Origin of the sequence: Ensifer sp. SL37, from assembly GCF_026672675.1 — a bacterium.
Taxonomy (GTDB): Bacteria; Pseudomonadota; Alphaproteobacteria; order Rhizobiales; family Rhizobiaceae; genus Ensifer; species Ensifer adhaerens.
In genome coordinates this window covers 64,550-87,451 of record NZ_JAPPRN010000001.1, presented here as the reverse complement: position 1 = coordinate 87,451, position 22,902 = coordinate 64,550, and the positions used below count along the sequence as shown (strand labels likewise).

The 22,902-nt window shown below is 61.9% G+C and carries 22 protein-coding genes; 9 read left to right on the top strand and 13 right to left on the bottom strand.

What is annotated here, in order from left to right; genetic code table 11:
* Positions 1-29: 29 nt before the first annotated feature.
* Positions 30-515, bottom strand: coding sequence for a hypothetical protein (locus OVA00_RS00425; RefSeq protein WP_060582258.1), 486 nt, complete (start codon positions 513-515; stop codon positions 30-32).
* Between the two features lie 139 nt (positions 516-654).
* On the opposite strand from OVA00_RS00425, the gene OVA00_RS00420 reads away from it, so the two are divergent.
* Positions 655-1,248, top strand: coding sequence for a TetR/AcrR family transcriptional regulator (locus OVA00_RS00420; protein WP_192357483.1), 594 nt, complete (start codon positions 655-657; stop codon positions 1,246-1,248).
* Between the two features lie 73 nt (positions 1,249-1,321).
* On the opposite strand, the gene OVA00_RS00415 is transcribed toward OVA00_RS00420, so the two are convergent.
* The 9 genes from OVA00_RS00415 to tauA form a co-directional block, all read right to left on the bottom strand.
* Entirely contained in the window at positions 1,322-1,786 is a 465-nt protein-coding gene (locus OVA00_RS00415; protein ID WP_060582260.1) for a hypothetical protein, read from the bottom strand.
* A 116-nt stretch (positions 1,787-1,902) separates the two neighbouring features.
* The gene (pta, locus tag OVA00_RS00410; RefSeq protein WP_034790423.1) at positions 1,903-2,913 is read right to left on the bottom strand and encodes a phosphate acetyltransferase; all 1,011 of its coding nucleotides are present in this window, start codon (positions 2,911-2,913) and stop codon (positions 1,903-1,905) included.
* On the bottom strand, positions 2,913-3,950 hold the full coding sequence (locus OVA00_RS00405; RefSeq protein WP_034790424.1) for a YeiH family protein: 1,038 nt from the start codon (positions 3,948-3,950) through the stop codon (positions 2,913-2,915). Before OVA00_RS00405 ends, pta begins: the two co-directional genes overlap by 1 nt.
* A gap of 72 nt (positions 3,951-4,022) precedes the next feature.
* A complete protein-coding gene (xsc, locus tag OVA00_RS00400) occupies positions 4,023-5,798 on the bottom strand; it encodes a sulfoacetaldehyde acetyltransferase (RefSeq protein WP_268087671.1) in 1,776 nt (591 codons plus the stop codon).
* 34 nt (positions 5,799-5,832) lie between these two features.
* Complete coding sequence (locus OVA00_RS00395) at positions 5,833-7,233, bottom strand: NAD(P)/FAD-dependent oxidoreductase (protein WP_268087670.1); 1,401 nt, start codon at positions 7,231-7,233, stop codon at positions 5,833-5,835.
* 18 nt (positions 7,234-7,251) lie between these two features.
* Positions 7,252-7,632, bottom strand: coding sequence for a nuclear transport factor 2 family protein (locus OVA00_RS00390; protein ID WP_268088484.1), 381 nt, complete (start codon positions 7,630-7,632; stop codon positions 7,252-7,254).
* 117 nt (positions 7,633-7,749) lie between these two features.
* Positions 7,750-8,577, bottom strand: coding sequence for an ABC transporter permease subunit (locus OVA00_RS00385; protein ID WP_034790428.1), 828 nt, complete (start codon positions 8,575-8,577; stop codon positions 7,750-7,752).
* On the bottom strand, positions 8,570-9,382 hold the full coding sequence (locus OVA00_RS00380; RefSeq protein WP_134887212.1) for a taurine ABC transporter ATP-binding protein: 813 nt from the start codon (positions 9,380-9,382) through the stop codon (positions 8,570-8,572). Before OVA00_RS00380 ends, OVA00_RS00385 begins: the two co-directional genes overlap by 8 nt.
* Before the next feature lie 84 nt (positions 9,383-9,466).
* Entirely contained in the window at positions 9,467-10,483 is a 1,017-nt protein-coding gene (gene tauA, locus OVA00_RS00375; RefSeq protein ID WP_034790430.1) for a taurine ABC transporter substrate-binding protein, read from the bottom strand.
* A 144-nt stretch (positions 10,484-10,627) separates the two neighbouring features.
* Between tauA and pdxR the strand changes: the two genes are divergently transcribed.
* The gene (pdxR, locus tag OVA00_RS00370) at positions 10,628-12,124 is read left to right on the top strand and encodes a MocR-like pyridoxine biosynthesis transcription factor PdxR (protein ID WP_268087669.1); all 1,497 of its coding nucleotides are present in this window, start codon (positions 10,628-10,630) and stop codon (positions 12,122-12,124) included.
* A 717-nt stretch (positions 12,125-12,841) separates the two neighbouring features.
* Positions 12,842-14,401 carry an ABC transporter substrate-binding protein gene (locus OVA00_RS00365; RefSeq protein WP_034790432.1) on the top strand — a complete coding sequence of 520 codons (1,560 nt, stop codon included), beginning with the start codon at positions 12,842-12,844 and terminating at the stop codon, positions 14,399-14,401.
* Positions 14,402-14,493: 92 nt separating this feature from the next.
* On the opposite strand, the gene OVA00_RS00360 is transcribed toward OVA00_RS00365, so the two are convergent.
* Both OVA00_RS00360 and OVA00_RS00355 read right to left on the bottom strand, forming a co-directional pair.
* Positions 14,494-15,891, bottom strand: coding sequence for a family 16 glycosylhydrolase (locus tag OVA00_RS00360; protein WP_268087668.1), 1,398 nt, complete (start codon positions 15,889-15,891; stop codon positions 14,494-14,496).
* A gap of 136 nt (positions 15,892-16,027) precedes the next feature.
* Complete coding sequence (locus tag OVA00_RS00355) at positions 16,028-16,636, bottom strand: TetR/AcrR family transcriptional regulator (RefSeq protein WP_268087667.1); 609 nt, start codon at positions 16,634-16,636, stop codon at positions 16,028-16,030.
* 98 nt (positions 16,637-16,734) lie between these two features.
* Between OVA00_RS00355 and OVA00_RS00350 the strand changes: the two genes are divergently transcribed.
* Positions 16,735-17,457, top strand: coding sequence for an NIPSNAP family protein (locus OVA00_RS00350; protein WP_268087666.1), 723 nt, complete (start codon positions 16,735-16,737; stop codon positions 17,455-17,457).
* Between the two features lie 112 nt (positions 17,458-17,569).
* Positions 17,570-17,758 carry a hypothetical protein gene (locus OVA00_RS00345; RefSeq protein ID WP_268087665.1) on the top strand — a complete coding sequence of 63 codons (189 nt, stop codon included), beginning with the start codon at positions 17,570-17,572 and terminating at the stop codon, positions 17,756-17,758.
* Positions 17,759-17,854: 96 nt separating this feature from the next.
* Here OVA00_RS00345 and OVA00_RS00340 read toward each other — a convergent pair whose 3' ends face one another.
* Complete coding sequence (locus OVA00_RS00340) at positions 17,855-18,832, bottom strand: L,D-transpeptidase family protein (protein WP_268087664.1); 978 nt, start codon at positions 18,830-18,832, stop codon at positions 17,855-17,857.
* 253 nt (positions 18,833-19,085) lie between these two features.
* On the opposite strand from OVA00_RS00340, the gene OVA00_RS00335 reads away from it, so the two are divergent.
* The 4 genes from OVA00_RS00335 to OVA00_RS00320 are packed head-to-tail and all read left to right on the top strand — an operon-like array spanning position 19,086 to position 22,897.
* Positions 19,086-20,108 carry a LacI family DNA-binding transcriptional regulator gene (locus OVA00_RS00335; protein WP_268087663.1) on the top strand — a complete coding sequence of 341 codons (1,023 nt, stop codon included), beginning with the start codon at positions 19,086-19,088 and terminating at the stop codon, positions 20,106-20,108.
* A gap of 34 nt (positions 20,109-20,142) precedes the next feature.
* The gene (locus OVA00_RS00330) at positions 20,143-21,099 is read left to right on the top strand and encodes a substrate-binding domain-containing protein (RefSeq protein WP_268087662.1); all 957 of its coding nucleotides are present in this window, start codon (positions 20,143-20,145) and stop codon (positions 21,097-21,099) included.
* Positions 21,099-21,902: an ATP-binding cassette domain-containing protein gene (locus OVA00_RS00325; RefSeq protein WP_034790756.1), complete on the top strand. Its 804-nt coding sequence runs from the start codon at positions 21,099-21,101 to the stop codon at positions 21,900-21,902. The genes OVA00_RS00330 and OVA00_RS00325 overlap by 1 nt, the downstream gene beginning before the upstream one ends.
* On the top strand, positions 21,899-22,897 hold the full coding sequence (locus tag OVA00_RS00320) for an ABC transporter permease (protein ID WP_060521155.1): 999 nt from the start codon (positions 21,899-21,901) through the stop codon (positions 22,895-22,897). Before OVA00_RS00325 ends, OVA00_RS00320 begins: the two co-directional genes overlap by 4 nt.
* The last annotated feature ends 5 nt before the right edge of the window (positions 22,898-22,902 follow it).

Sequence of the window (22,902 nt, the reverse complement as noted above, 5' to 3'; positions counted from 1 at the left end):
AAGGGGCGGCCGCCGGCACCTAAATCCGATCACCGGGCGGGCGGCCGCAACAGAGCGATCGTATTCAGCGCCGTGATGATGGCGAGCGGGAACTGGGCGATCCCCGTCAATTCAAAGAGCAAATTATCCGGCAACCGGTACACGGGCTCGGGAAACAGGGACCGTGCTGCATCTGTTCCGAAGCCGAAATAGGCGGCGTTCTTGACCACATGGTTCCAGCCTCCCTCGTAGATGCCGATCATTGCGACCGGAAAGGCGAGCACGACAAGGGCGGCCAGCCAGGTCGCGACACGTCCAGCTGTGGTCCCGCTCCTCGACCGGCCAACGAACAGGGCGGCCACAATGACTATTGCCGCCGGCACGGCCAACTGGACGATATGGAGACGCCACGGTGTTTCATAGATGTAGGCGCCATAGGCGTGATGCAGGCTCGTCAGGGTGAGCAGGAAAAGCGCGCAGGCACCCGCTTTTCGAAATGGGGAAGAGAGAGGGGACGTTGCAGAAAGCGCAACCATGGCTGTTCCTCGATGTTGACTAGACGACATTCGGCTAGCACGATCCGGAACACGGTGTTCGGAAGTTGCGAAACAGAAGGGCGCCTCGTGTACCGAATGGGACTGCAACGCGCGCTCGTTCGGAAAAAGGAGAACAAACTTGCCGATCGATCGACGCGTGGCCCGAACGCGCACGGCGCTCTATGAAGCACTTCTCGCCTTGATACGCCGCAAGCACTACGAACTGATCACCGTCGAAGACATCCTGACCGAGGCGAATATCGGGCGGTCGACGTTCTATGCGCACTTCACGTCGAAAGACGACCTTCTGAAACGCAGTCTGGAGCGTCTGCGCGATCTGCTGGTGACTGCAAAAGACAAGACGATCTCATCGCCACGCGAGCGGGAGCGAGAAGAGGCGTGGGATCCCAGCCGCGCCTTGTTCGAGCATGTCGCCGAACACGCGGACATCCAGGTCGCACTTGCCGGCGGACGCGGAGGTGGCATCGTTCGCGATGCGGTTGACGAGGTGCTTGCGGAGGTCCTTCGCCAGTCGCTCCCCGCAACGATGCATGCCGCTCTTCCGCGTGACCTCGTGATCCGTCACATGGTCTCCACGTTCAACGCCGTTCTGCGCTGGTGGCTGGAGGAGCGACCGGAAATGGCTCCCCGGGAAGTCGACGCTGCGTTCCGAAAACTTGTACTTGATGGTCTGCCGCCGGAGACATGCCGGCCATTCATCATGACGTCGTGACCGACAGCCTGCGCGGCAACCGAGCTTTGCTCCGCCGCGAACACGAAGGATTCGCTGCGAGAAGATCGTGCGCCTAGTTGGCGCACAGCATTCGGGCGTCGAAAGCGCTTTGCTCTTTGTTGAAGCGCACTGCGATGGCCTTCTTCAAACCATCCGGGTGCACTTGAAGCACGCCGTCGGCCTGGCCGGTTTCGGCAGGGGTCTCGATCTGCCGATAATTCACGAGGCCGGGCACGAGATCCACCTGCTCGACATAGCCCGGCACTTCGAAGCTATAGACGATGTCCGTCGAGACGAGTTCGAGGTTCACCACCGCGCCGGCGGGAAGCGTGAACCGAGCGCCAACGGCGCATTGGACGGAGGGATCATCTTCGAGACGTTGGCCTGGCTTGCGGTATTCGAGCGTGAGCGCGCCCTTATCCGCCCTCAATAGGATCGTGAGATCATCGTCAGTAGACGCGGCCTCCTCTGCTGTTGCCATACCCGACGATACGAAGGCCATGGTAAGAAAGAAGATGATCCTTGACGCCCAAGTCATTGTTCGGTCTCTCCTTTAGATCGGCAGTCGATAGACCGCCGATGGTCCAATTCGACCCAAAGGTGATAGCTTTGCCAGGCTCAACCGGCAAGGCGGTTCGCTGTCACTTGCGCGACTTAGCCGGTCGACTGCCCGCCCGACGCCTGAACGACGGTGACGGCGATCATATGGAAGACGTCGTCGGCGTTGCAGCCGCGCGAGAGATCGTTGGCAGGCTTCGCAAGCCCCTGCAGGATCGGGCCGATGGCGGTGGCGCCGCCGATGCGCTGGGCGATCTTGTAGCCGATGTTTGCTGCGTCGAGGTTGGGGAAGACAAAGACATTGGCCTCGCCATGCAGCGCCGATTGCGGCGCCTTTGCCGCGCTGACGGCCTCGACAAAAGCGGTGTCGAATTGCAATTCCCCGTCGATCACCAATCCCGGCGCTGAGGCATGGGCCAGGCGCGTCGCCTCCACCACCTTCGAAACGCGCTCATGCGCGGCACTGCCGGCCGTCGAAAACGAGAGCATCGCCACCTTCGCCGGTTTGCCGGAGAGCGCCTCGTAGGAGCGTGCCGAGGTCACGGCGATATCGGCAAGGCCGGTGGCGTCAGGATCCACAACCAACCCGCAATCGGCGAAAACGAAGGCGCCCTTCTTTTCGTGGTGCGGCGCGCAGAGCATCATCAGGAAGAAGCTCGACACCAGTCCGACATCCGGTGCCCGGCCAATGGTCTGGAGTGCGGCGCGCACGGTATCGGCGGTGGTGGCGACAGCGCCCCCGACCGTTCCGTCTGCCTGATCCTCGCGGACCATCATGGCCGCAAAGACAAGAGGCGAGCGTACGGCTGCTGCCGCGGCCGCTTCGTCGACACCCTTGCTACGACGGAGATCGTGGTAGGCAACGGCAAGGTGCTCAGTCAGCGCAGACGAAGTCGGATCCTCGATGCGGATTTCGTCTGGTGCGCCGCCGGCGGCGTGCAACTCCTCCGCGACGATTTTCCTGTCGCCGACGAGCGTGATCTTGGCGATACCGGCGCGCACGGCGCGCAAGGCGCCTTCGACGATGCGTGGGTCTTCGCCCTCGGCGAGCACGATATGGCGCGGGGCGGCTTTAGCGGCCTCGATAATGCGATCGAGCGGTTTCATCAGGCGTGCCCCAGATAGTGAATGCCGACGAGGATGAAGAGAGCGATGAAGACGGTTTCGGCGACGATCAGCGCGACGGCGTCGCCACCGACATCGAGCACGCGGCGAAGCGACGTGCGCATGCCGACGGCGACGATGCCGGCAAGCAGCGCCCAGCGCGACGTTTCCATGCCGGCCTTGGCCACCAGTTCCGGCACGAAACCGAAGGAATTCAGCGCTGCAAAGATCAGGAAGGCGACGACGAAGCCGGGCAAGAGCGGCGGGCGCTTACCGGTCTCGCCCTCAGGCTGCGGTACTTTGCGCAGTGACAGCGAAAAGATGAGCACGACCGGCGCCAGCATGGTGACGCGGATCAGCTTGACGAGCGTAGCCGTTTCGCCCGCCTCCGGCGAGACCGAGAAGCCTGCGCCGACGACCTGCGCGACGTCATGGATGGTGCCACCGAAGAAGATGCCCGTGGCGCGCGCGTCGAGCCCCATGGTCTGGGCGAGGATCGGATAGGCAATCATCGCAAGTGTCGAGAGCACGGTGACCGAAAGCACGGTGAAGATCAGGTTGCGCTCGGAGAACTCGTTCTTGGGAAGAACGGCTGCGATCGCCATCGCTGCAGACGCTCCGCAGATTGCGACCGAACCGCTGGTGATAAGCGCCAGCCGCCAGCCACGCCCGAGAAGCTTTGCGGCAAGCAGGCCGAAGCCGATGGTCGCGGCGATGGCTGAGATGAGGAGCAGGATCGTGCTTGCGCCAAGCCCGATGAGGAGGTCGACGCTGATGCGCATGCCGAGCAGCGCCACGCCGATGCGCAGCACCTTCTTGGCACAGAAATCGATGCCGGCGACGCAACGCCCTTCCTCGGACAGAAAGTGAAAGGCGATGCCGAGCAGAAGCGCCATGAGCATGGCCGGCGCGCCGTAGTGGTCGGAAAGGAATTGGGCAGCGACGGCCACCGCCGCGGTAACGGCAAAGCCAGGCCAGTAGGCCGCAAAGCCGGAGGGCACGCTTCGGAAGCGTTCGTGGACGGAGGCGACGAAGGTCATGGTTCTGTTCCGGTCATCTGCGGGAGGCTTCGCCCCGCCCGGGTACCGGGCGGGGCTTGACGTAATCGAGGATCAGGCCCGCTTCTGGGGACGCATGTCGGCGCGATCGATACCGGCAACGGGCACCGGCTTCTTCATCGCGTCTCGGCGGAAGGGTTCGCCGAGCTCCTGGTTGAGGATGACTTCGATGAAGGTTGTCACGCCCTTCTTCTGGTCGGCGATCGCAGTGGACAGGGCTTCGGTGAGAGCTGCGGTCGTGTTGACCGCCACGCCCTTCAGGCCGCAGCCTTCCGCCACCTTGGCGTAGGAGAGGTTGGGGTTGAGCTCCGTGCCGACGAAGTTGTTGGCGTACCAGAGCGTCGTGTTGCGCTTTTCGGCACCCCATTGGTAGTTGCGGAAGATCACCATCGTTATCGCCGGCCATCCCTCGCGGCCGATCGAGCCCATCTCGTTCATCGAGATGCCGAAGGCACCGTCACCGGCAAAACCGACCACTGGTACATCAGGGCAACCGATCTTGGCGCCGACGATCGACGGGAAACCGTAGCCGCAGGGGCCGAACATGCCCGGCGCCAGATATTTGCGGCCCGCTTCGAAGGTCGGATAGGCATTGCCGATCGCGCAGTTGTTGCCAATGTCGGTGGAGATGATCGCTTCCTTCGGCAGGGCCGCCTGGATCGCACGCCAGGCCTGGCGCGGTGACATGCGGTTCGGCTCGCGCGAGCGTGCGCTTTCGTTCCATTCCGTGCCCGGATCATCGTCCTCGTGATCCATCGAGGAGAGTTGCTGTTGCCAGGCCGAGCGGGTCTGGTAGATCGTGGCCTTGCGCTCCTCGCGGCCGGCATCGCCGGCAGACGGCGAGAGCAGCTCCAGGATCTGGCGGGCGACCTGCTTGGCATCGCCGCAGATGCCGACCGACACCTTCTTGGTCAGCCCGATCCGGTCGGCGTTGATGTCGACCTGGATGATCGAGGCGTTCTTCGGCCAGTAGTCGATGCCGTAGCCCGGAAGCGTCGAGAACGGATTGAGCCTCGTGCCGAGCGCCAAGACAACATCGGCCTTGGAGATCAGCTCCATCGCAGCCTTTGAGCCGTTGTAGCCGAGGGGGCCGACCGACAGGCGATGGCTCCCCGGGAAGGCGTCATTGTGCTGGTAGCCGCAGCAGACTGGCGCGTCGAGACGCTCGGCGAGCTTCATGGAATCGGAGATGGCATTGCCGATGACGACGCCGGCGCCGTTGAGAATGACCGGGAATTTTGCCTCGGACAAAAGCTTGGCGGCTTCGGCAATCGCCTGCGGGCCACCAGCCGGGCGCTCGAAGCGAACGATCGCCGGCAGGTCGACGTCGATCACCTGGGTCCAGTAGTCGCGCGGGATGTTGATCTGTGCTGGGGCACAGCCGCGCCAGGCCTTTTCGATGACGCGGTTGAGCACCTCGGGGATACGCGAGGGATCGCGCACTTCTTCCTGGTAGCAGACCATCTCCTCGAACATCGCCATCTGGTCCACTTCCTGGAAACCGCCCTGCCCGATCGTCTTGTTGGCCGCCTGCGGCGTGACCATCAGAAGCGGCGTGTGGTTCCAGTAGGCGGTCTTGATCGCGGTGATGAAGCCGGTGACGCCGGGGCCGTTCTGGCCGATGGCAACCGACATCGTGCCCGTGGCGCGGCTGAAGCCGTCGGCCATCATGCCGGCATTGGTCTCATGGGCGCAGTCCCAGAATTTGATGCCGGCCTTCGGGAACAGGTCCGACACCGGCATCATGGCCGAGCCGATGATGCCGAAGGCATGTTCGAGGCCATGCATCTGAAGAACTTTGACGAAGGCTTCCTCGGTGGTCATTTTCATGGGGTGGTTCCTTTCCTGGTATTATTTCAGAGAGTTAGAGGATCTCGTCACGGAGGTAGTACCAGCGGTACATTCCCCATTGGCCGAGCCGTCGGAACGGCGTCAGAAGCCCGTGGCCCGGCAGAGGCGAAGTGAAGATGGGAAGGTCGAGGCCGCCGCCTTTGCCGGCGACCATCTGGGCCATGCGACGGCCGGCCTGGGCGGAATACATCACGCCGTTGCCGCCATAGCCCATGGCGTAGAACAGCCTCTGGCTCGGGTCCGGCTGGAAGATGCGCGGCATCATGTCGTGGCTGACATCCACCCACCCCCACCAGGAGTAGTCGATGTCGATGCCGCGGAGTGCCGGGAACTTGCGGTAGAGACCGGCAAGCAGAAGCTCGAGATGCTTCGGATTGCTCGCGTCGCGTCCGGTGATGGCGCTGCGGCTGCCGATCTGCACCCGGCCATCCGGCAGCATGCGATAGTAGTGACGCAGCGTCCGGGTATCAGTGAGCGGGATGCGCGCCCTGAAGTTCAGCGCCTTCTGCTCGCTTTCCGTCAGCGGCCTGGTGACGATCGAGTTCGACAGGATCGGCATCAGTCGGTGGCGGGTGAGCGCGTTCATGCCGGGTGACGTGTAGCCGGCCGTCGCGATGCAGACGGCACGCGCCCGCACCGTTCCGCCAGGCGTCGTCAGGTAATGCATGCCGCCCTTGGCGGTGCAATCAAGTACCGGGCTCGACGTATGCACCTTTGCCCCCAGCTTGCGGGCAAGCCTGAGGTAACCGAAGGCGAGCTTGGCGGCATGGATGCCCATGCCATCGGGCTCATACATCGCCCCGCGTGCTTCCTCTTCGCGAACGAAATCGCGGTGGATCTCGTCGCGCGAGACCATGCGGGCGCGATAGCCGAACGTATCGTTGAGAACACGGACCTCGCTTTGCAACGCCGGCAGCATCTTGTCGCGGTGGGCGATATAGAGATGGCCGCCATCCTGCGGATCGCAGTCGATTTCGGGCTCGCGGACGAGAGAGCGAAAGAGGTCGAATCCCTCGGTAATCTCCGCATGCATCTTGCGGGCAACGTCCACGCCCCAGCGGGCGATCCATTGCGAGCGCTTCAGGCGGCCGGCAGAAATCTGTGCCTGCCCGCCGTTGCGGGTGCTGCAGCCCCAGGCGACGCCATTGGCCTCCAGCACCGTTGCCTTGATGCCGTGCTCGCGCGCCAGATGAATGGCGCAGGAGAGGCCGGTATAGCCGGACCCGATGATCGCAACATCGACATCGATATCGCCCGTGATCGGACCGTCGTCCTCCGGTTCGGGACCGGCAGTGCCGATCCAGTAGGTCGGCGCATAGTCCTTGCCCGTGCCGGGGCTGCGGGCATGGTTGGGGTCATAGGCCGGGTCAAACGGCTCTCTTTCAGGCTTCAAGGGTGTGGCGCGCAGTTGCATGGCTCTAGCTCCAGGCCATCAGTAGCGGGGTTGCAGGACCGGGCGGTTCTTGCGGAACGCCTGCTTGCGCACGATCTTGCCGTTGCGGAAGGTGAAGAGGTCGCAGCCTTCTGCCTCGATGCGGCTGCCGTCGGCAGCGGTGCCTGAGAAGGTCCACTCGGACACGCCGCGATTGCCTTCGACGAAGTGGCTGTGGTTGCCCCATTCGGCGTCCGGCATCGATTTCCAGACGCCGCTGAAGGCATCTGCGATCGGACCGGTACCGATGAAACGGTTGCCGTAGACCTCCGGGCCGCCGACGGCGTTGAATACGCAATCTTCGGCGAAGAAGTGCATGACCCCGTCGATGTCATGCCGGTTGAAGGCATCGAACAAGGTTTTGAGATCGGTTGCCGTCAGTGTCATGGTCCAGTCCTTTGGCTTGGTCATAAGGCATGGCTTCGCCGGAGACGGGAAAGGCCGTCTTCAAAAGGCCGCCAGGCCGTATTCAGTTGAAGTGTCGGAGGTAGCCGCCGGTTAGAGGCGGCCCTTCCAGGGGATCAGCGCCTTTTCGAGGTAGCGGATCAGAAGATCGAAGGCGAAGGCGAAGATGCCGATGATGAAGATGCCCATGATCACCGTGTCGCTTTCGAGGTTTTCGGCGGCATTCAAAACCATGAAGCCGAGGCCTCGGTTGGCCGCCACCATTTCCGCCGCCACCAGGGTGGTCCAGCCGACGCCGATGCCGATGCGCATGCCGGTGAAGATCTCCGGCAAGGCGGCCTTCATGATCACCTGACTGATGACCTGCCCGCGGGTGGCGCCCATCGCATAGGCAGCGTGGATCTGTTCCGTCGAGACCGAACGCACCCCTGCCCTTGCGGCAATTGCCATCGGCGCAAAGATCGCCAGATAGATCAGGAACACCTTCGGGAACTCACCGATGCCGAGCCAGATGATGACGAGCGGCAGGTAGGCGAGCGGCGGCAACGGCCGGTAGAATTCGATGATCGGATCGAACAGGCCGCGCACGAAGCGATTGACGCCCATGAGCACGCCAATCGGCACGGCGGTCAGCAGCGCCAGCAGGAAAGCGCCGAACACGCGGCCGATACTGGCAAGCGTGTGCTGCATCAGCGTCGAGTTCGAAACACCGTCGGTCATCGCCAGCATGAACTTGTCCCAGACCGCCAGCGGCGACGGCAGGAACAGCGGCTTGACCCAGCCGCCTTCGGTCACGAGGAACCAGAGAGCGACGATGACGACCGTCGTCGAAAAGCTGATGAGGCCGCTGCTGCCTTCACCGGGCGCGCCGAAGATCTTGCCGGCCTTTACGGGCTTGGCGCGTGTCACTCTGTCAAGCATGGGCCACCTCCGGGTTGCCGGACGCACGTTCGTCGCCATAAATGATGCCGAGCACTTCTTCGCGCATGCGGATGAATTCCGGGCTGGATTTGATTGCGCGCGCATTGCCCTCGGCGAGGAACCGCTTGTTGAAGCTGAGCTCGTAGGTGTGGGTGATGCGGCCCGGGCGCGGCGACATGACGATCAGCCGCGAGCCGAGGAACAACGCTTCTTCCACACTGTGGGTGATGAAGAAGAACATCTTGTTGGTGAGTTGCCAGACCTTGAGCAACAGCTCCTGGATGGTCTCGCGTGTCAGCGCGTCGAGTGCTGCCATCGGTTCGTCCATCAGGAGCATCGCGGGATCGCAGGTCAGCGCCCTTGCGATGCCAACACGTTGCTGCATGCCGCCTGAGAGGTGGTAGATCATGTGGCGGTGGAAATCCTGAAGGCCGACCAGAGCTAGGTTCTTGGTGGCAAGATCCCGCCGGGTCGCCTTGTCGACGCCGCGCAGCTTGAGGCCGAACTCGGTGTTCTCGATGACGTTCAGCCACGGCAGAAGCGCGTGCTTCTGGAAGACGACGCCGCGCTCGGCGCCAGGTCCGTTGACCTGATGGTTGCCAAGGGTGATGTCGCCTTCCGATGGGGCCATGAAGCCCGCCATCAGGTTGAGCAGCGTCGTTTTTCCGCAGCCCGATGCGCCCAGCGCAACGACGAAGTCTCCGCTGTTGATGGTAAGGTTGACGCCTTTCAAGGCGATGATTGCCTGGTCCGAATAGAGGCCCGGGTAGGTCAGACTGATGTTTCTGACGCTCAATGTTTCCATGAGAAATGCCTCCCTGCACCTCGGTCACGGTCTATGGTGGTGCGCCGGCCGCTCCTCAACGGCCGGGGCAATCGACAGATTAGCCTATTGTGCGGCCGCCTTGGCAAAGTCGGCGTTCACATAAGGCGCGTAGTCGTCGAGCGACTGGCTGATCTGCTTCTGCTCGACGAGGAACTTGGCGCTTTCGGTCAGTGCACGCGTGGCGCCGCCGCCGAGCCAGACCTCGGAGGCCTGCTCATCCGCATTCGGGAACGAAAGCAGGCGCAAGGCTTCGACGGTGCTCGGGCCATCGCCGCCGATCAGCTTGACGATGCCTTCCACTTGCGGCGACTCCTCCGTCCACGCCGCCTTGTTGGCGTTGTAGTCGGCATAAGCGTCCGCCAGAACCTTGGTGAAGGCTTCCATCAACTTCGGGTTCTCCGAGGCCCAGGCCTTGTCGACCACCAGCCCGTCGAAGGTCGGCACGCTAGCCGCGCCAATCACCTCGGAATCCGAGATCGTCTTGCCGGTCTTCTGGATTTCCGAGAGCGCCGGCGGCCAGACATAGGCGGCGTCGATATCGCCACGCTGCCAGGCGGCAACGATCTGCGGCGGCTTCAGGTTGAGGATTTCCACCTCGCGCGGATCGACGTTCCAGACCTTGTTCATACCGACCAGCAAGTGAAAATGCGACGTCGAGACGAAAGGCACGGCGACCTTCTTGCCCTTGAGATCGGCCGGCGTCTCGATGCCCGAGCCCTCGCGGGCGACCAGCGCTTCCGACTGACCGATATTGTCGAGGATCCAGAAGAGCTGCAGTTCGACGCCGCGCGTCGCGGCAGCCGCAGTACCGGTCGAACCGAGAACGCCGATCGGCACGTCACCGGAGGCAAGCGCCGTAGTGATGTCGCCGGCCGAGCTGAATTGGCGCCAGTCGATCGAATAGCCGGCCTCCTTGGCGGCTGCGTCGAAGCGGCCATCGGCGATCGCAGCCACGAACGGGCCAACGATCTGCTGATAGCCGACGACGAGTTTCGTTTCGGCATAAGCGACGCCGGATGCGGCCAGGCTCGCGACAATGCTGGCGGCTGCGGCCAGTCGTCTGAAATGTCCATGTAGCATTTGTCTTCCTCCTCTTTGTTTATTCGCTGACCGTTTCTCCGGTCTTGCTGATGACGATAAGGCCGAGATCCGGCTTGCGTTATATCCAGTCTGGAAGTTGAATAGATCCAGTTTAACGCCGTCGGGGGAGCAGGCGTCGTGCAGATGAACGTTTCCGAAACCATTTTTTTCATCGATCGCGACAGTGGGATCGGCCTGCAGGCGCAGTTGCGCGAGACGGTCGTTTCGGCCGTGCTCGCCGGAAGGGTGCAGCCGCGCGCGCATCTGCCATCCAGCCGCAAGCTCGCCGACTATCTGCGAATATCGCGCATCACGGTGACACTCGCCTATCAGGAACTGATCAACCAGGGCTATGTCGAGGCGGTCAACCGCAGCTCCTATCGCATCTCCGGCAATCCGCCGGGCATGGATGTGGAAGGGGAGCGCCGATCCGCCGGCTCCAATCCGATCGACTGGAGCCGCAAGATCAAGATGAGCTTTGGCGTCGTGCGCCAGGTCGCCAAGCCGCTGGACTGGCGGCGCTATCCATTCCCCTTCCTCTATGGCCAGATGGACCCGACACTGTTCGATCTCAATGCCTGGCGCGACTGTGCCCGCCGGGCTCTGGCGCGAGAGGATTTCGTGCTGATGGCGAGCGACTTTGCCGCGGCCGACGATGTGCGGCTGGTCAACTACATCTGCTCGCGCACGCTGCCGCGCCGGGGCATCCACGCCACGCCGGACGAAATCCTCGTCACCGTCGGCGCGCAGAATGCGCTTTGGATCGTGACCCGTTTGATCCTGGAGAAGGGCTCCGCCGCCGTCTGCGAAAACCCATGCCATCCCGATATCAGCGCCTCGCTGCTGTTGAGCGGCGCCGACGTCACCACCGTCGATGTCGATGTCGGGGGCCTGTCACCGGATGCCCTGCCGGAAAACGTCGATGCCGTCTTCGTGACCCCGAGCCACCACTCGCCGACCGGCGCGACTATGCCGGTGGATCGGCGAACGCAACTGCTGCAGGCTGCGGAAGAAAGAGATTTCGTCATCGTCGAGGACGATTACGAGTTCGAGATCAGCTACCTCGCTCCGCCTTCCCCGGCGCTGAAGGCGCTCGATCCGTCAGGCCGGGTGCTCTACATCGGCAGCTTCTCGAAATCGCTTTTTCCCGGGCTTCGGCTCGGCTACCTCGTGGCGCCAGCCCCCTTCATTCGCGAGGCGCGTGCGCTTCGCTCGCTGATGTTGCGCCACCCGCCCGGACACCTTCAGCGCACCGCAGCCTATTTCCTGGCGCTCGGCCATTATGACGCCGTGCTCCACCGGATGCGGACCGAATATCACAAGCGCCACGTGATCATGGCCGAGTCACTGCGTAGGGCGAACCTGAAAGTCGCAGGCTCCTCGACCTTCGGCGGCACGTCCTTCTGGATGGAGGGACCGGAAGGGCTCGATGCCGACCGGCTGGTCAGCGAATTGCGGCAGGACGGCGTGCTGGTCGAATCCGGCTCGCCCTTCTTCCCCAGAAGCGACCAGCCCTGCCGCTACTTCCGCATGGGATATTCGTCCATTCCAAGCACAAGCATTGCCGAGGGCGTCGCCCGGGTTCGCGCCCGCATCGACAGTCTTTGCGGCGGCAGCGAGCAGGCCTCCGTGGCGAAGTGACAGGTTGACTGCTTGTGGCTTTCCCTATCGAGCTGGCCGTTGCGTACCTTGGCCTAAGGCGGCCTCTCCATTGCCCACAATGTTGCTCGCGCCTGGGCCGATAAATTGGTCACTTGGATTGTCGCCATAATCGTATTCAAGATTGTCGACAAAGACGTTGACAAATACTTTTGGCGTGCGATGGTGCCGCTTAGCAGCAACGAGCTAGGGAGGAGCAGGTTGATGCAAGGGCTCCAGAAGACCGCGCACTCGCACGATGTATTGCAATGCCGCACGCACGAGCCCGCACCGCCGGGCCGGCTCGCCTGACATCTCCTCGTTCGATCGCCATTGCGGCGTCCAACACTGGCCTCGGGTTTCTGAACCGCCTCCATGAAGCGGCGCAGAGATATGCCCCTGTTCGAGTTGATGCTTGGTGTTGGCCATCGAATGACCGCCGATCGACAACGGGACTTGGTGCTTCAAGCCTCGCCAGGAGGCTTTCGCTTGGGTGCATCGCCGTCCAGGAACGCCAGTTGATCAAGATTCCCGCATAGGCCGCCGAAGGTCTTTGCGGTGATCGACACGACCGAGAAGGTCATGCCGCGCAACAGCAGATCACGCCACTGGCCGCCCCTGTCGGGCGGCGAGATGGACGGCCTGTGAGCCGTCCTTGCCTCTTAAATAGAAGCTCCCCGTTCAAGGGGGCCGGTGACCTCAACAAAGGAGAACAGCAGAATGCTCAAGAAACTGATCCTCGCAGCCGCCATGTCGACGGCGCTTTCCGCGGCTGCTCACGCGGAGACGCTCAAATGGGGCTCTTCGCGCGATATCTACTCGCTCGACCCTTATTCCTATGGCGACAGCTACACGCTGTCTTTCCTCAATCACGTCTATGAAGGGCTCGTGCGCTTTGACGCCGACCTGAAGATCGAACCGGCACTGGCGACCTCCTGGGAAACGGTATCGGACACGGTCTGGCGGTTCCATCTGCGCGAGGACGTCAAGTTCCACAATGGCGCTGATTTCACGGCCGATGACGTGATCGCCTCGCTAACGCGGGTCAGCGATCCGGCATCTCCGCTGCGGGGCAACCTACCGGCATACAAGTCGGCGAAGAAGGTCGACGACCGCACTGTCGATATCGAACTGACCGGCCCCTATCCGCTGCTCTTGAACGACCTGACGAACATCCACATTTTCGACGCCACGTGGCTCGCCGACAACAATTCGCTGAAGCCGACGGATGTCGGCAAGAAGATAGAAGGCTACGCTACCTACCACACCAACGGCACGGGTCCGTTCAAGCTCGAGAGCCGCACGCCCGACAGCAAGACCGTTCTGGTCAAGAACGGCGAGTGGTGGGACCCGGCGAAGTCCAACATCGATCGCATCGAGTTTACGCCGATTGTCTCAGCCGCGACACGCGTGGCGGCACTGTTGTCAGGCGAGATCGACTTCACTGAGAATGCGCCGGCGCAGGATCTTCCGCGCCTTGTCGCGCAGCCGGACCTGAAGGTGATGGAGCGCACCGACCTTCGCACCATCATGATGGGCTTCAACCGCAAACCGAAACTGGCCGACGGCGTCGACAACAAGTTCAACGACCTGCGTGTCCGCCAGGCCGTCGCCCATGCGCTCGACACAGAACTCATCCAGAAGCGGGTCATGCGCGGCAAGTCGAGGACAGCGGGTGCGATCGTTGCGCCGGAAATCCCGGGATATGTCGAAGCACTGGACAAGGTCGTGCCGTACGATCCCGAACTGTCGAAAAAGCTGCTCGCCGAGGCCGGCGCAAGCGATCTCCCCTTCACGCTCGTCTGCACGAACGAGGCCTATGTCAACGAAGAGGAGCTTTGCCAGAGCATCGTCAACATGCTGAGCCGCGCCGGCTTCAAGCCGCAACTCGACATCGGCCCGACGGCGGCACAGGCGCCCAAACGCACGGGCGGTCTGTCGGATGTCTACATCATCGGCTGGGCAAACGAGCCGATGCTCGACAGCTACTCGATCCTGCTTCAGATGATCGAGACGAGGAGCGACAAGGCGGGCGTCTTCAACTGGGGCGGCTGGAGCTATCCTGATATCGACAAGCTGATCATCCAGGCATCGACCGAAATGGATCGGACCAAGCGGCTCGATCTGCAGACCAAGGCACTGCAGATGGTCAAGGACGAGATCATCATGCTGCCGCTGCACCAACAGCCAATGGCTTGGGTGATGAGCAACAAGATCGATAAGGTCGCTCAGCTCGCCGACAACAAGCCGCGCCATTGGCTCACGCATATCGCGGACTAGCCCTGTTGCGGAGCTGGAACGGCGAACGTTCCAGCTTCGACAGGCCGGGACCGGCAGCCCGGACGCTGCCGGCCCCCTTCGTGCTTCTCCGCCTAGATCAGCCAGTCGGCGTCCAGCGCATAGGCCTCGATGGAATCGATCTTCATTTGCGACCCGTCGTCAAAATCGCCATCGGGTGTGCCGGCCATTCCGCCGACCGCGAGATTGACGAGCATGTACATCGGCTCGTGCATGTCCGCGGGGGTATCGGCGCGGGCGATCTCGGTATCGTCGAAGTACCAGACGATCTCGTCTTCCGTCCAAAGCACGCCGTAATCGTGGAACCCGTCGGTATCGGCGACTTGCGCGCCGTCTCTGACGATCGTGTGCTCGCCGCTTTCGTTGGAATGGGCGGTGGTAATGACGGTGTTGGTGTCCTGCCCGCGCATTTCGACGACGTCGAGCTCCGGCGGCCAGGAGCCGTCGGCGGGCAGCAGCCAGAAAGCGGGCCAGGCACCTTGATCGTCCGGCATGTCGGCCCGCATCTCGAAGTAGCCGTAGGTCTGCGCAAAGGACGAATAGGTCGTCAACATCCCGGACGTGTAGTCATAGCCGCCGATCTCGGACTGGATTGCGTCCGGTGCACGCTCTGCGGTGATCGTCAGTACACCATCCTCGACCGAAAACGGGTTAGCCGATGCGGTCGGCCCGTAACTCGGATTGACGTACCATTGCAGCTCACCGTTTTCCGAGAGCGTCGCCCCCTCTTCCGGCGCCCACCAGTATTTGGCATCCCAGATGCCGCCCGTGCAGTCGGTGAGCTGAAGCGTGTCGAAATCGTCTGAGAAGGTCTGCGTCAGGGCGGATCGGTCCAGGCTCAACTGGAATTGGCCCTCCTGCAGTTGGTCGGCTGTCGTATCGGCCAGGACCAGGCTTTCTCCATCGCCGAGATGGAGGCGGAGATCGTCTCCCTGCTGGCCTGCATTCGCCAGCACCTCTTCGAACGAGGTAATCCCGTATCCGTCGAGACGAATGGTATCGTTGGAGCTGAAGTCGGTGACAAGGTCGCTGCCGTTGCCGTGCTCGAACACGAAGGTATCAGCGCCTCCGGAACCGACCAGCACGTCATTGCCTGCGCGTCCGTCGATGGTCTGGCTGCCGGAGCCACCGGTGATGATGTTGTCGGCGCTGTTGCCGAAGGCGTGTCGACCGTCACCGGTGACGGTCAGGTTTTCGAAGTTCTCCGGTAAGCTGTAGCTCATCCAGGTATCGATCGTGTCTATCCCTTCGCCGGGTGCCTCTTCGGCCCGGTTCGTCGATGAATAGAGATAGTAGACGTCGTCGCCCGTGCCGCCGAACACGGTCACATCGACGGAACCGTCGCCCCAGATCGAATCGTTGCCGGGAGTTCCGTAGAGCGTGGACCCGGATCCGGTTGCGGAAAACCATGCGGTCGAACTTCCGCTATAATGGAGCGGTTGTCCGAGGGCGTTCATGGCAGTTCTGCTCATCGAGAAGTCTCCTGTTTATTGGAGTGCCCCTTCCCGATGAGCACCTCTAGCATCTCAAGCTGTCGCCCACACCCCCAACATTTGCGGATAATCCGGAGGCAGCGGCCTCCCCACGAGGGAGCCGAGCGGACCCAGCCTAGAGGTATTTCGACGCGAGAAGTGCTGCGATCTCCGCCTGACAGTTCACGAGGGGACGTGTGTGCTGATTGGCTTTTGCCATCGCCATCGCGCCGGAATAGGCGGCGATGATCAGGGTGGCGAGGCTGTCGGGTTGAATGCCTGCGACGCGCTTCAGGCGGATGTCTTCCTGGAATCGCGCTGCGAGCGCTTCTTCCCAAGCCTCAAAAATTGCACCCAGCGCCTGCTGCATCTCGTCATCATGCCTGGAGACTTCGATCGCCATATTGTTCAGTGGGCAGCCGGAGACGGAGCCGTTTTCGGAGAGCTCGCTGATGATCTCGGTGAAGATCTGATCGATCGCTGTGGGCGTATCGCTCGAGATACGCAGCGGGTCGATCCACGTTTGCCGCACCGCTTCGGCGACGCGGTCGCGGATAACCGCCAATCCAAGTTCCCGTTTGGCCGGAAAGTGATGGGCCATAGCGCCTCCTGAGACGGATGCCTTCGCGCGCAATTCCTGCATTCCCGTCGCGAGATATCCTTGGGTGACAAAGGCCTGGTAGGCCGCATCGACGATCCTGCGGCGCACCGCTTGAGGATCGTTGGTTCTTTTGTGTTCGCTCATGACCGCCGCCTGAAAAATCGTTCGCCATAGTGCCTTGACAAAACAGGTCGATCAACCTGTTATTAGAAACAGGACAATTGACCTGTTTTGGAGGATTCATGGAACCGCACGCCGTCTACGAACTTCGCCGCTACCGACTTCATCCCGGCGGAAGGGATCGCCTGATCGACTTGTTTGACCGCGAATTCGTTGAACCGCAGGAAGCGCTCGGAATGCGTCTTGAAGGCGAATTCCGCGACTGCGACGATCCCGACGCCTTCGTCTGGGTACGTTCCTTTGCCGATATGCAAACGCGAACGGAGGCGTTGGCGGCCTTTTATTCGGGCCCGGTTTGGAAGGGCCATGGGTCTCGCGCCAACGAGACGATGCTCAACTCGGACAATGTGTTGCTGGTCAAGCCTGTCGCTGGCACGCAGCCGTTTCCTCACAACCTTGCAAGGGAGCAAGAGGCACAATCGACCAGAGGTGTCGTCACCGTGAACCTCTGCTCGCTGGCGCCCGGCACGGAGGACCGTTTCGCTGCATTCTTCATCGCCGAGGCACTGCCGATCCTCGAAGACGCCGGTGCTCGCATCGACGCGGTGTTCGTTACCGAACGCAGCGCAAACGCCTTCCCGAGGCTCCCCGTCCGTGAGGGCGAAACGGTGTTTATCTGGTTTGAAATGCATGAGGACGACGACGGCCTTTCACGGCATCGGGAGCAACTGAACAAGGACGTCAGATGGACCAGTGAGGTCTTTCCTCGAATGGATAGCCAGTGCTGGCGAAGGATCGAGGTTTCTCGGCTGACCCCGACGTCGCGATCGCTTTGCACCTTGTAGCTGGCGCCCATACACGACGGATCGGTACGAACGCACCCACAGCCGCCAGGAACGCATCCTGGCGGAACCAAACCAGCCTCCAAACGTTGTATTGGGTTAGGGGAGGCACGGAATGAAACACGCGGATGTTCGAACAGTCGCCAACGCCCAGATCAGACATATCTGGGACGTCGCGGATTATTGCCGGCGGACCGGTATTCACAAAACCGAAGAGCAGCGCCTGATCAAGATGCTCGGTAGACAGGCAACCAGCCACGAGCTCCAGATGAACATCGTGCGCGTTCAGACGCGTATCCGCTGAAGCTTCGACATGGGAATTGCGCGAGCGGTCACCGCGTGATCGGTGGCCGGTTTCGACTTCTTGCCCGTTCAGAAATTCCTAAACGTCTTCGCTACCTTAGTCGACGAACTCGACAATCACGCCAGGCTTGACCATCCCCGCCAACTCCTCCGCATCCCAGTTGGTCAGGCGAACGCATCCGTGCGATCCCGACTTGTCGATCATCGACGGCTCCGGCGTGCCGTGAATTCCGTAGGTGGGCTTCGAGAGATCGATCCAGACCGTGCCGACCGGACCGTTCGGACCGCCCGGCAAGGTCAAGATCTTTCGGTTGTCGCCCTGCTTGAAGTTGATCTTGGGATTGTAGACATAGGGCGGCATTCGGGCGACGCCTTTGACCTTGTGCGTTCCCGAAGGAGATGGCGTCTCCCGGCTGCCGATCGTTGCCGGATAGGCTGCGATCAGCGTATCGTCGGCGCCAAGTGCCACGATTTGACCGGTGCGCCGGTGCGCTTCAATGCGCTTGACCGTTCCCTGCGTCGAAGGACCTGGGTTCACAACGGAAACCGTGTCACCGACCGAGAACGCCGAAGTCTGATTGAGCGCCTTGAGAAGATCGATATCCATGTGGAAGCGCTCCGCCAGCTTCTCGGCGACGCTCGTGTATCCGAGCTGAGCCATCTTCGCCTGCTCGGAGTAGTCTTCGGGGATCTCAGCGACCAATCCTTGAGCATCGTCTTCGGAGATGACGTAGGGCTCGACCACCGTCGTCTGCTCCGGCAGTCGCCCGATGACGTCGGCGTGCAATGTTCCGTCAGCGGACAGGCCTTGCATGGTCTCGAAGGCGGCGATCGCCTTGGCGACATTCTCACCGGCGAAACCGTCGATTACACCGGGCGACGCCCCCGCCCGATCGAGAAGCACCTGGAGCCGGACGATGGCGGGGTCTGGCTTGTCCGAGGTCTCGGTCGTCCGTTCCAACAATGTGGGTGTAATCGATGCACCGTCGATGGCGTCTGGCTGAAGCGTCTGGGCATTGGCCAGCGCGGCGGGGGATAGCAGCATCAGCGCCGCCAATGGAACCTTGTTTTTCATGATCTCTCAATCGATCAGCCCCTGATTTGTTCCCGCCTCGCGGCGCCAAGATGCTGCTTTCTCAGGTGCAAACGGCATTGACCTTGCGGCTTTTTCGCCGCCGCCAATCGGCCCCAGGCCGAGCCTCGATCCGTGGCCCCATAGGCGCACCGACCTCGTGTCAGAGAAAGTCTCTTGACAGAACACGAAAGTCGAAATCTTATTGTAAAGCGTTTTAGTAAATCGGTTTACAACGGCAGGGGATGGAGCCAAGGTGACCACACGACGCGTCACAGGTCTGAAGGATGTAGCCCGAGCTGCCGGTGTTTCCGTGACAACGGTCTCGCGCCTGCTGAACGGATCGCTCGACCTGCCTTTCGAAACGAAGAAGCGGATCTCGGATGCGATCCGCGACCTCAATTACCAGCCCAACCCGCATGCCCGCCGGCTCAGCCGCGGTCGTTCCGATACGATCGGTCTTGTCGTTCCCGATATCGCCAACCCCTTCTTCGCGACGCTCGTGGCAGCTGTCGAAGAAGAGGCGGATACCCGCGGGCTTGCCGTCTCGCTTTACGCCACCCTGAACCGGGCCGGTCGCGAGGTCGCCTATCTCCAGCTGATCGAACGCAATCACGTCGATGGCCTGATCTTCGTCACCAACCACCCGGACGACGGTCAACTCGCCACGTTGATAAACCGCACCGGCAAAGTCGTGATCGCCGACGAAGACGTTCCCGGCGCGCAGGCGCCCAAGCTCTTCTGCGATAACGAGCTGGGCGGAGCGCTCGCAGGCCGGCATCTGGCGGAATTCGGGCACAGGGATGTGCTGTTCGTCGGCGGCCCGCAAGCGATGATCAGTTCGCGTCGGCGCTCCAACGGTCTTGAGCGGACGCTGCGCGATGCGTTCGGCGAGGATATCCGTCTTTCAAAATACGCCGGTGACTACACCGTGGCCTTCGGTCGGCAGGCGGCGAAGCGCTTCATCGAGGAAGGTCGCCCGGCAACGGCGATCTTCGCCAGCTCGGACGAAATCGCCATCGGCATGATCGAGGTCTTCCGGGACCAGGGGGTTTCGGTCCCGGACGATGTTTCGGTTATCGGCTTTGACGACGTCGGCCCGCTCCATCTTTTCGGTCCGCCTATGACCGCCATTCGCCAGCCGGTCCGCGCGATCGGCGGGCGTGCCCTCTCCCTTCTTCTCGAAACAAACTGGCAGGGCAAACAGGCTCTCGTCGAAGAGCTCCTGCCAGTCGAAATCGTCGTGCGGAAATCCGTTGCTCCGCCTGCGAAACGATAAATCACGCAATGGAGAACCAACAGAGGATGAGAACATGAACTGGAATTTGAAACGCAGGACTTTAGTCGCCACGCTTGGTTTCACGGCATTGACGACCCTCGGCGCTGCTCTCTCGCCGGCCCTTGCCGCCGAAAAGACCTTTGCGCTCGTGCAAATCAACCAGCAGGCGCTTTTCTTCAATCAGATGAACGAAGGCGCGCAGAAGGCGGCTGACGCTGCCGGCGCGAAGCTCGTCATCTTCAATGCCAACAACGACCCGGCCGCGCAAAACAGTGCGATCGAAACCTACATTCAGCAGAAGGTCGATGGCATCGCCGTCGTCGCAATCGACGTCAACGGCATCATGCCGGCGGTCAACCAGGCAGCCGAAGCCGGGATCCCCGTCGTTGCCATCGATGCGATCCTTCCGGAAGGCCCGCAGAAGGCGCAGATCGGCGTCGACAACGCCACGGCCGGCGCCGACATGGGCAAGTTCTTCCTCGACTACATCAAGGCCAACGCCGATGGCAAAGCCAAGATCGGTGTCGTCGGCGCGCTGAACTCCTTCATTCAGAACGTTCGCCAGGAGGGATTTGAAAAGACCATCAAGGATGTCGACGGTATCAGCTCGGCCGGCGTCGTCGATGGACAGAACGTGCAGGACAACGCGCTCGCTGCCGCCGAGAACCTGATTACCGGCAATCCCGACCTGACCGCAATCTACGCGACCGGCGAGCCGGCCCTAATGGGTGCCATCGCCGCGGTCGAAAGCCAGAGCAAGCAGGATAGCGTGAAGGTCTTCGGTTGGGACCTGACGGCCCAGGCGATCGCCGGCATCGACGCCGGCTACGTCACCGCCGTGATCCAGCAGGATCCGGCTGCCATGGGTGCCGCTGCCGTCGACGCCTTGAAGAAGGTCTCCGACGGCGGCAGCGTCGAAAAGACCATCGCCGTGCCGGTAACGATCGTCACCAAGGACAACGTCGAGCGATATCGGGCGATCTTCAAATGATGACGACTGAAAGACAGCATCCTCCCGCTGTCGCTGGTGTCGGGGGGGCTTTGCCCTCCCGCACCGGTGTCAGCCCCCGCGTGTCCCTCAAAGGGATCGTCAAGACGTTCGGATCGCACCAGGCGCTGCGTGGCGTCGACCTCGACATCTATCCCGGCGAGTGCCTTGGCCTCGTCGGCGACAACGCCGCCGGCAAATCGACGCTGACCAAGGTCATCTCGGGCACCTACATTCCCGATGGCGGGACCATTACGCTGGAAGGCGAAGAGGTTCGGTTCTCAGGACCTGCGGACGCCCGTAACCGCAATATCGAAATGGTCTTTCAGGACCTGAGCCTTTGCGACCACATCGATGTGGTCGGCAATCTTTTCCTCGGTCGAGAAATCAGCAAAGGGCCATTCCTCGATACGAGGACCATGCTCGAGGAAGCACGCAAGATGCTCGATGCGCTGGAAATCCGCATTCCGCGTCTGACCGGCAAGGTCGCTCAGCTCTCGGGCGGACAGCGTCAGGCGATCGCGATCGCGCGCGCCGCTTCGTTCAATCCGAAAGTCCTGATCATGGACGAGCCCACCTCGGCGCTCGCCGTGGCGGAGGTCGAAGCCGTGCTCGCGCTGATCAACCGCGTCAAGGCAAAGGGCGTCTCGGTCATCCTGATCACCCACCGTCTCCAGGACCTGTTCCGTGTCTGCGACCGCATTGCCGTGATGTACGAAGGCACCAAGGTCGCCGAGCGCGAAATCGGCAAGACCAACCTGGAAGACCTCGTGAAGCTGATCGTCGGGGAAGGAGCCAAGCAATGACGGCCTATACCGAACGTGCGAAAGGCTCGCCGGCGGCAGACTTCCTTTCGGAAAACGCCCAGGTTCTGTCGATCGCCTTCTTCTTCCTGGCCTGCGTCATCTTTTTCGCGGCCACGACCGATACCTTCATGACGCTCGGCAACATTCTGAACGTCATCCGCCAGGCAGCGCCGATTCTCATCGTCGCGGTCGCCATGACGCTGGTAATCATAACCGGCGGCATCGACCTCTCTGTCGGTTCGCAGGTCGCCCTGGTCAATGCGGTGGCGGCCATTGTCTTGGCGATGGGCTATCCCTGGCCTCTCGTCGTCGTCGCGATGCTCTTCTTCGGCGCCTTTCTCGGCTTCGTGCAGGGATGGTTCACCGCCTATCAGGGTATTCCGGCCTTCATCGTCACGCTTGCCGGCCTGTCGATCCTGCGCGGCTTGGCGCTCTATCTGACGCAAGGGTACTCGATCCCGATCAAGGACGCTCCCGGCTTCTTCATGCTCGGCCGCGGCGAATTGCTGGGCATTCCGATGCCTGCGCTTATCGCGGTTGCGGTCGCGGTCGCCGGTTATGTCGTCATATCCTCGACCAAATACGGCCGCCAGGTCGTCGCCGTCGGGTCCAACATGGAAGCGGCTCGCCGCGTCGGCATGCCGGCGAAATGGGTGATCGCCTCGGTCTATATGATCGCCGGCGTTGCCTGCGCCCTTGCTGGCCTATTGATCGCAGCGCGCCTCGGCTCCGGCTCTTCGAATGCGGCCGTCGGCTTCGAGCTTCAGGTTATCGCCGCCGTAGTGCTGGGCGGGACATCGCTGATGGGGGGGCGCGGCACGATCCTCGGGACCGTGCTCGGCACGATGACGATTGCGGTCATCGGCAACGGCCTGATCCTCATGCATATCTCGCCGTTCTTCACGCAGATTGTTACCGGTGCGATCATTCTCGTTGCGATCTGGCTCAACACCCGGATCTTCACCGCCAACTTTCGCTTCGGCGGCAAGAGATGACCGTC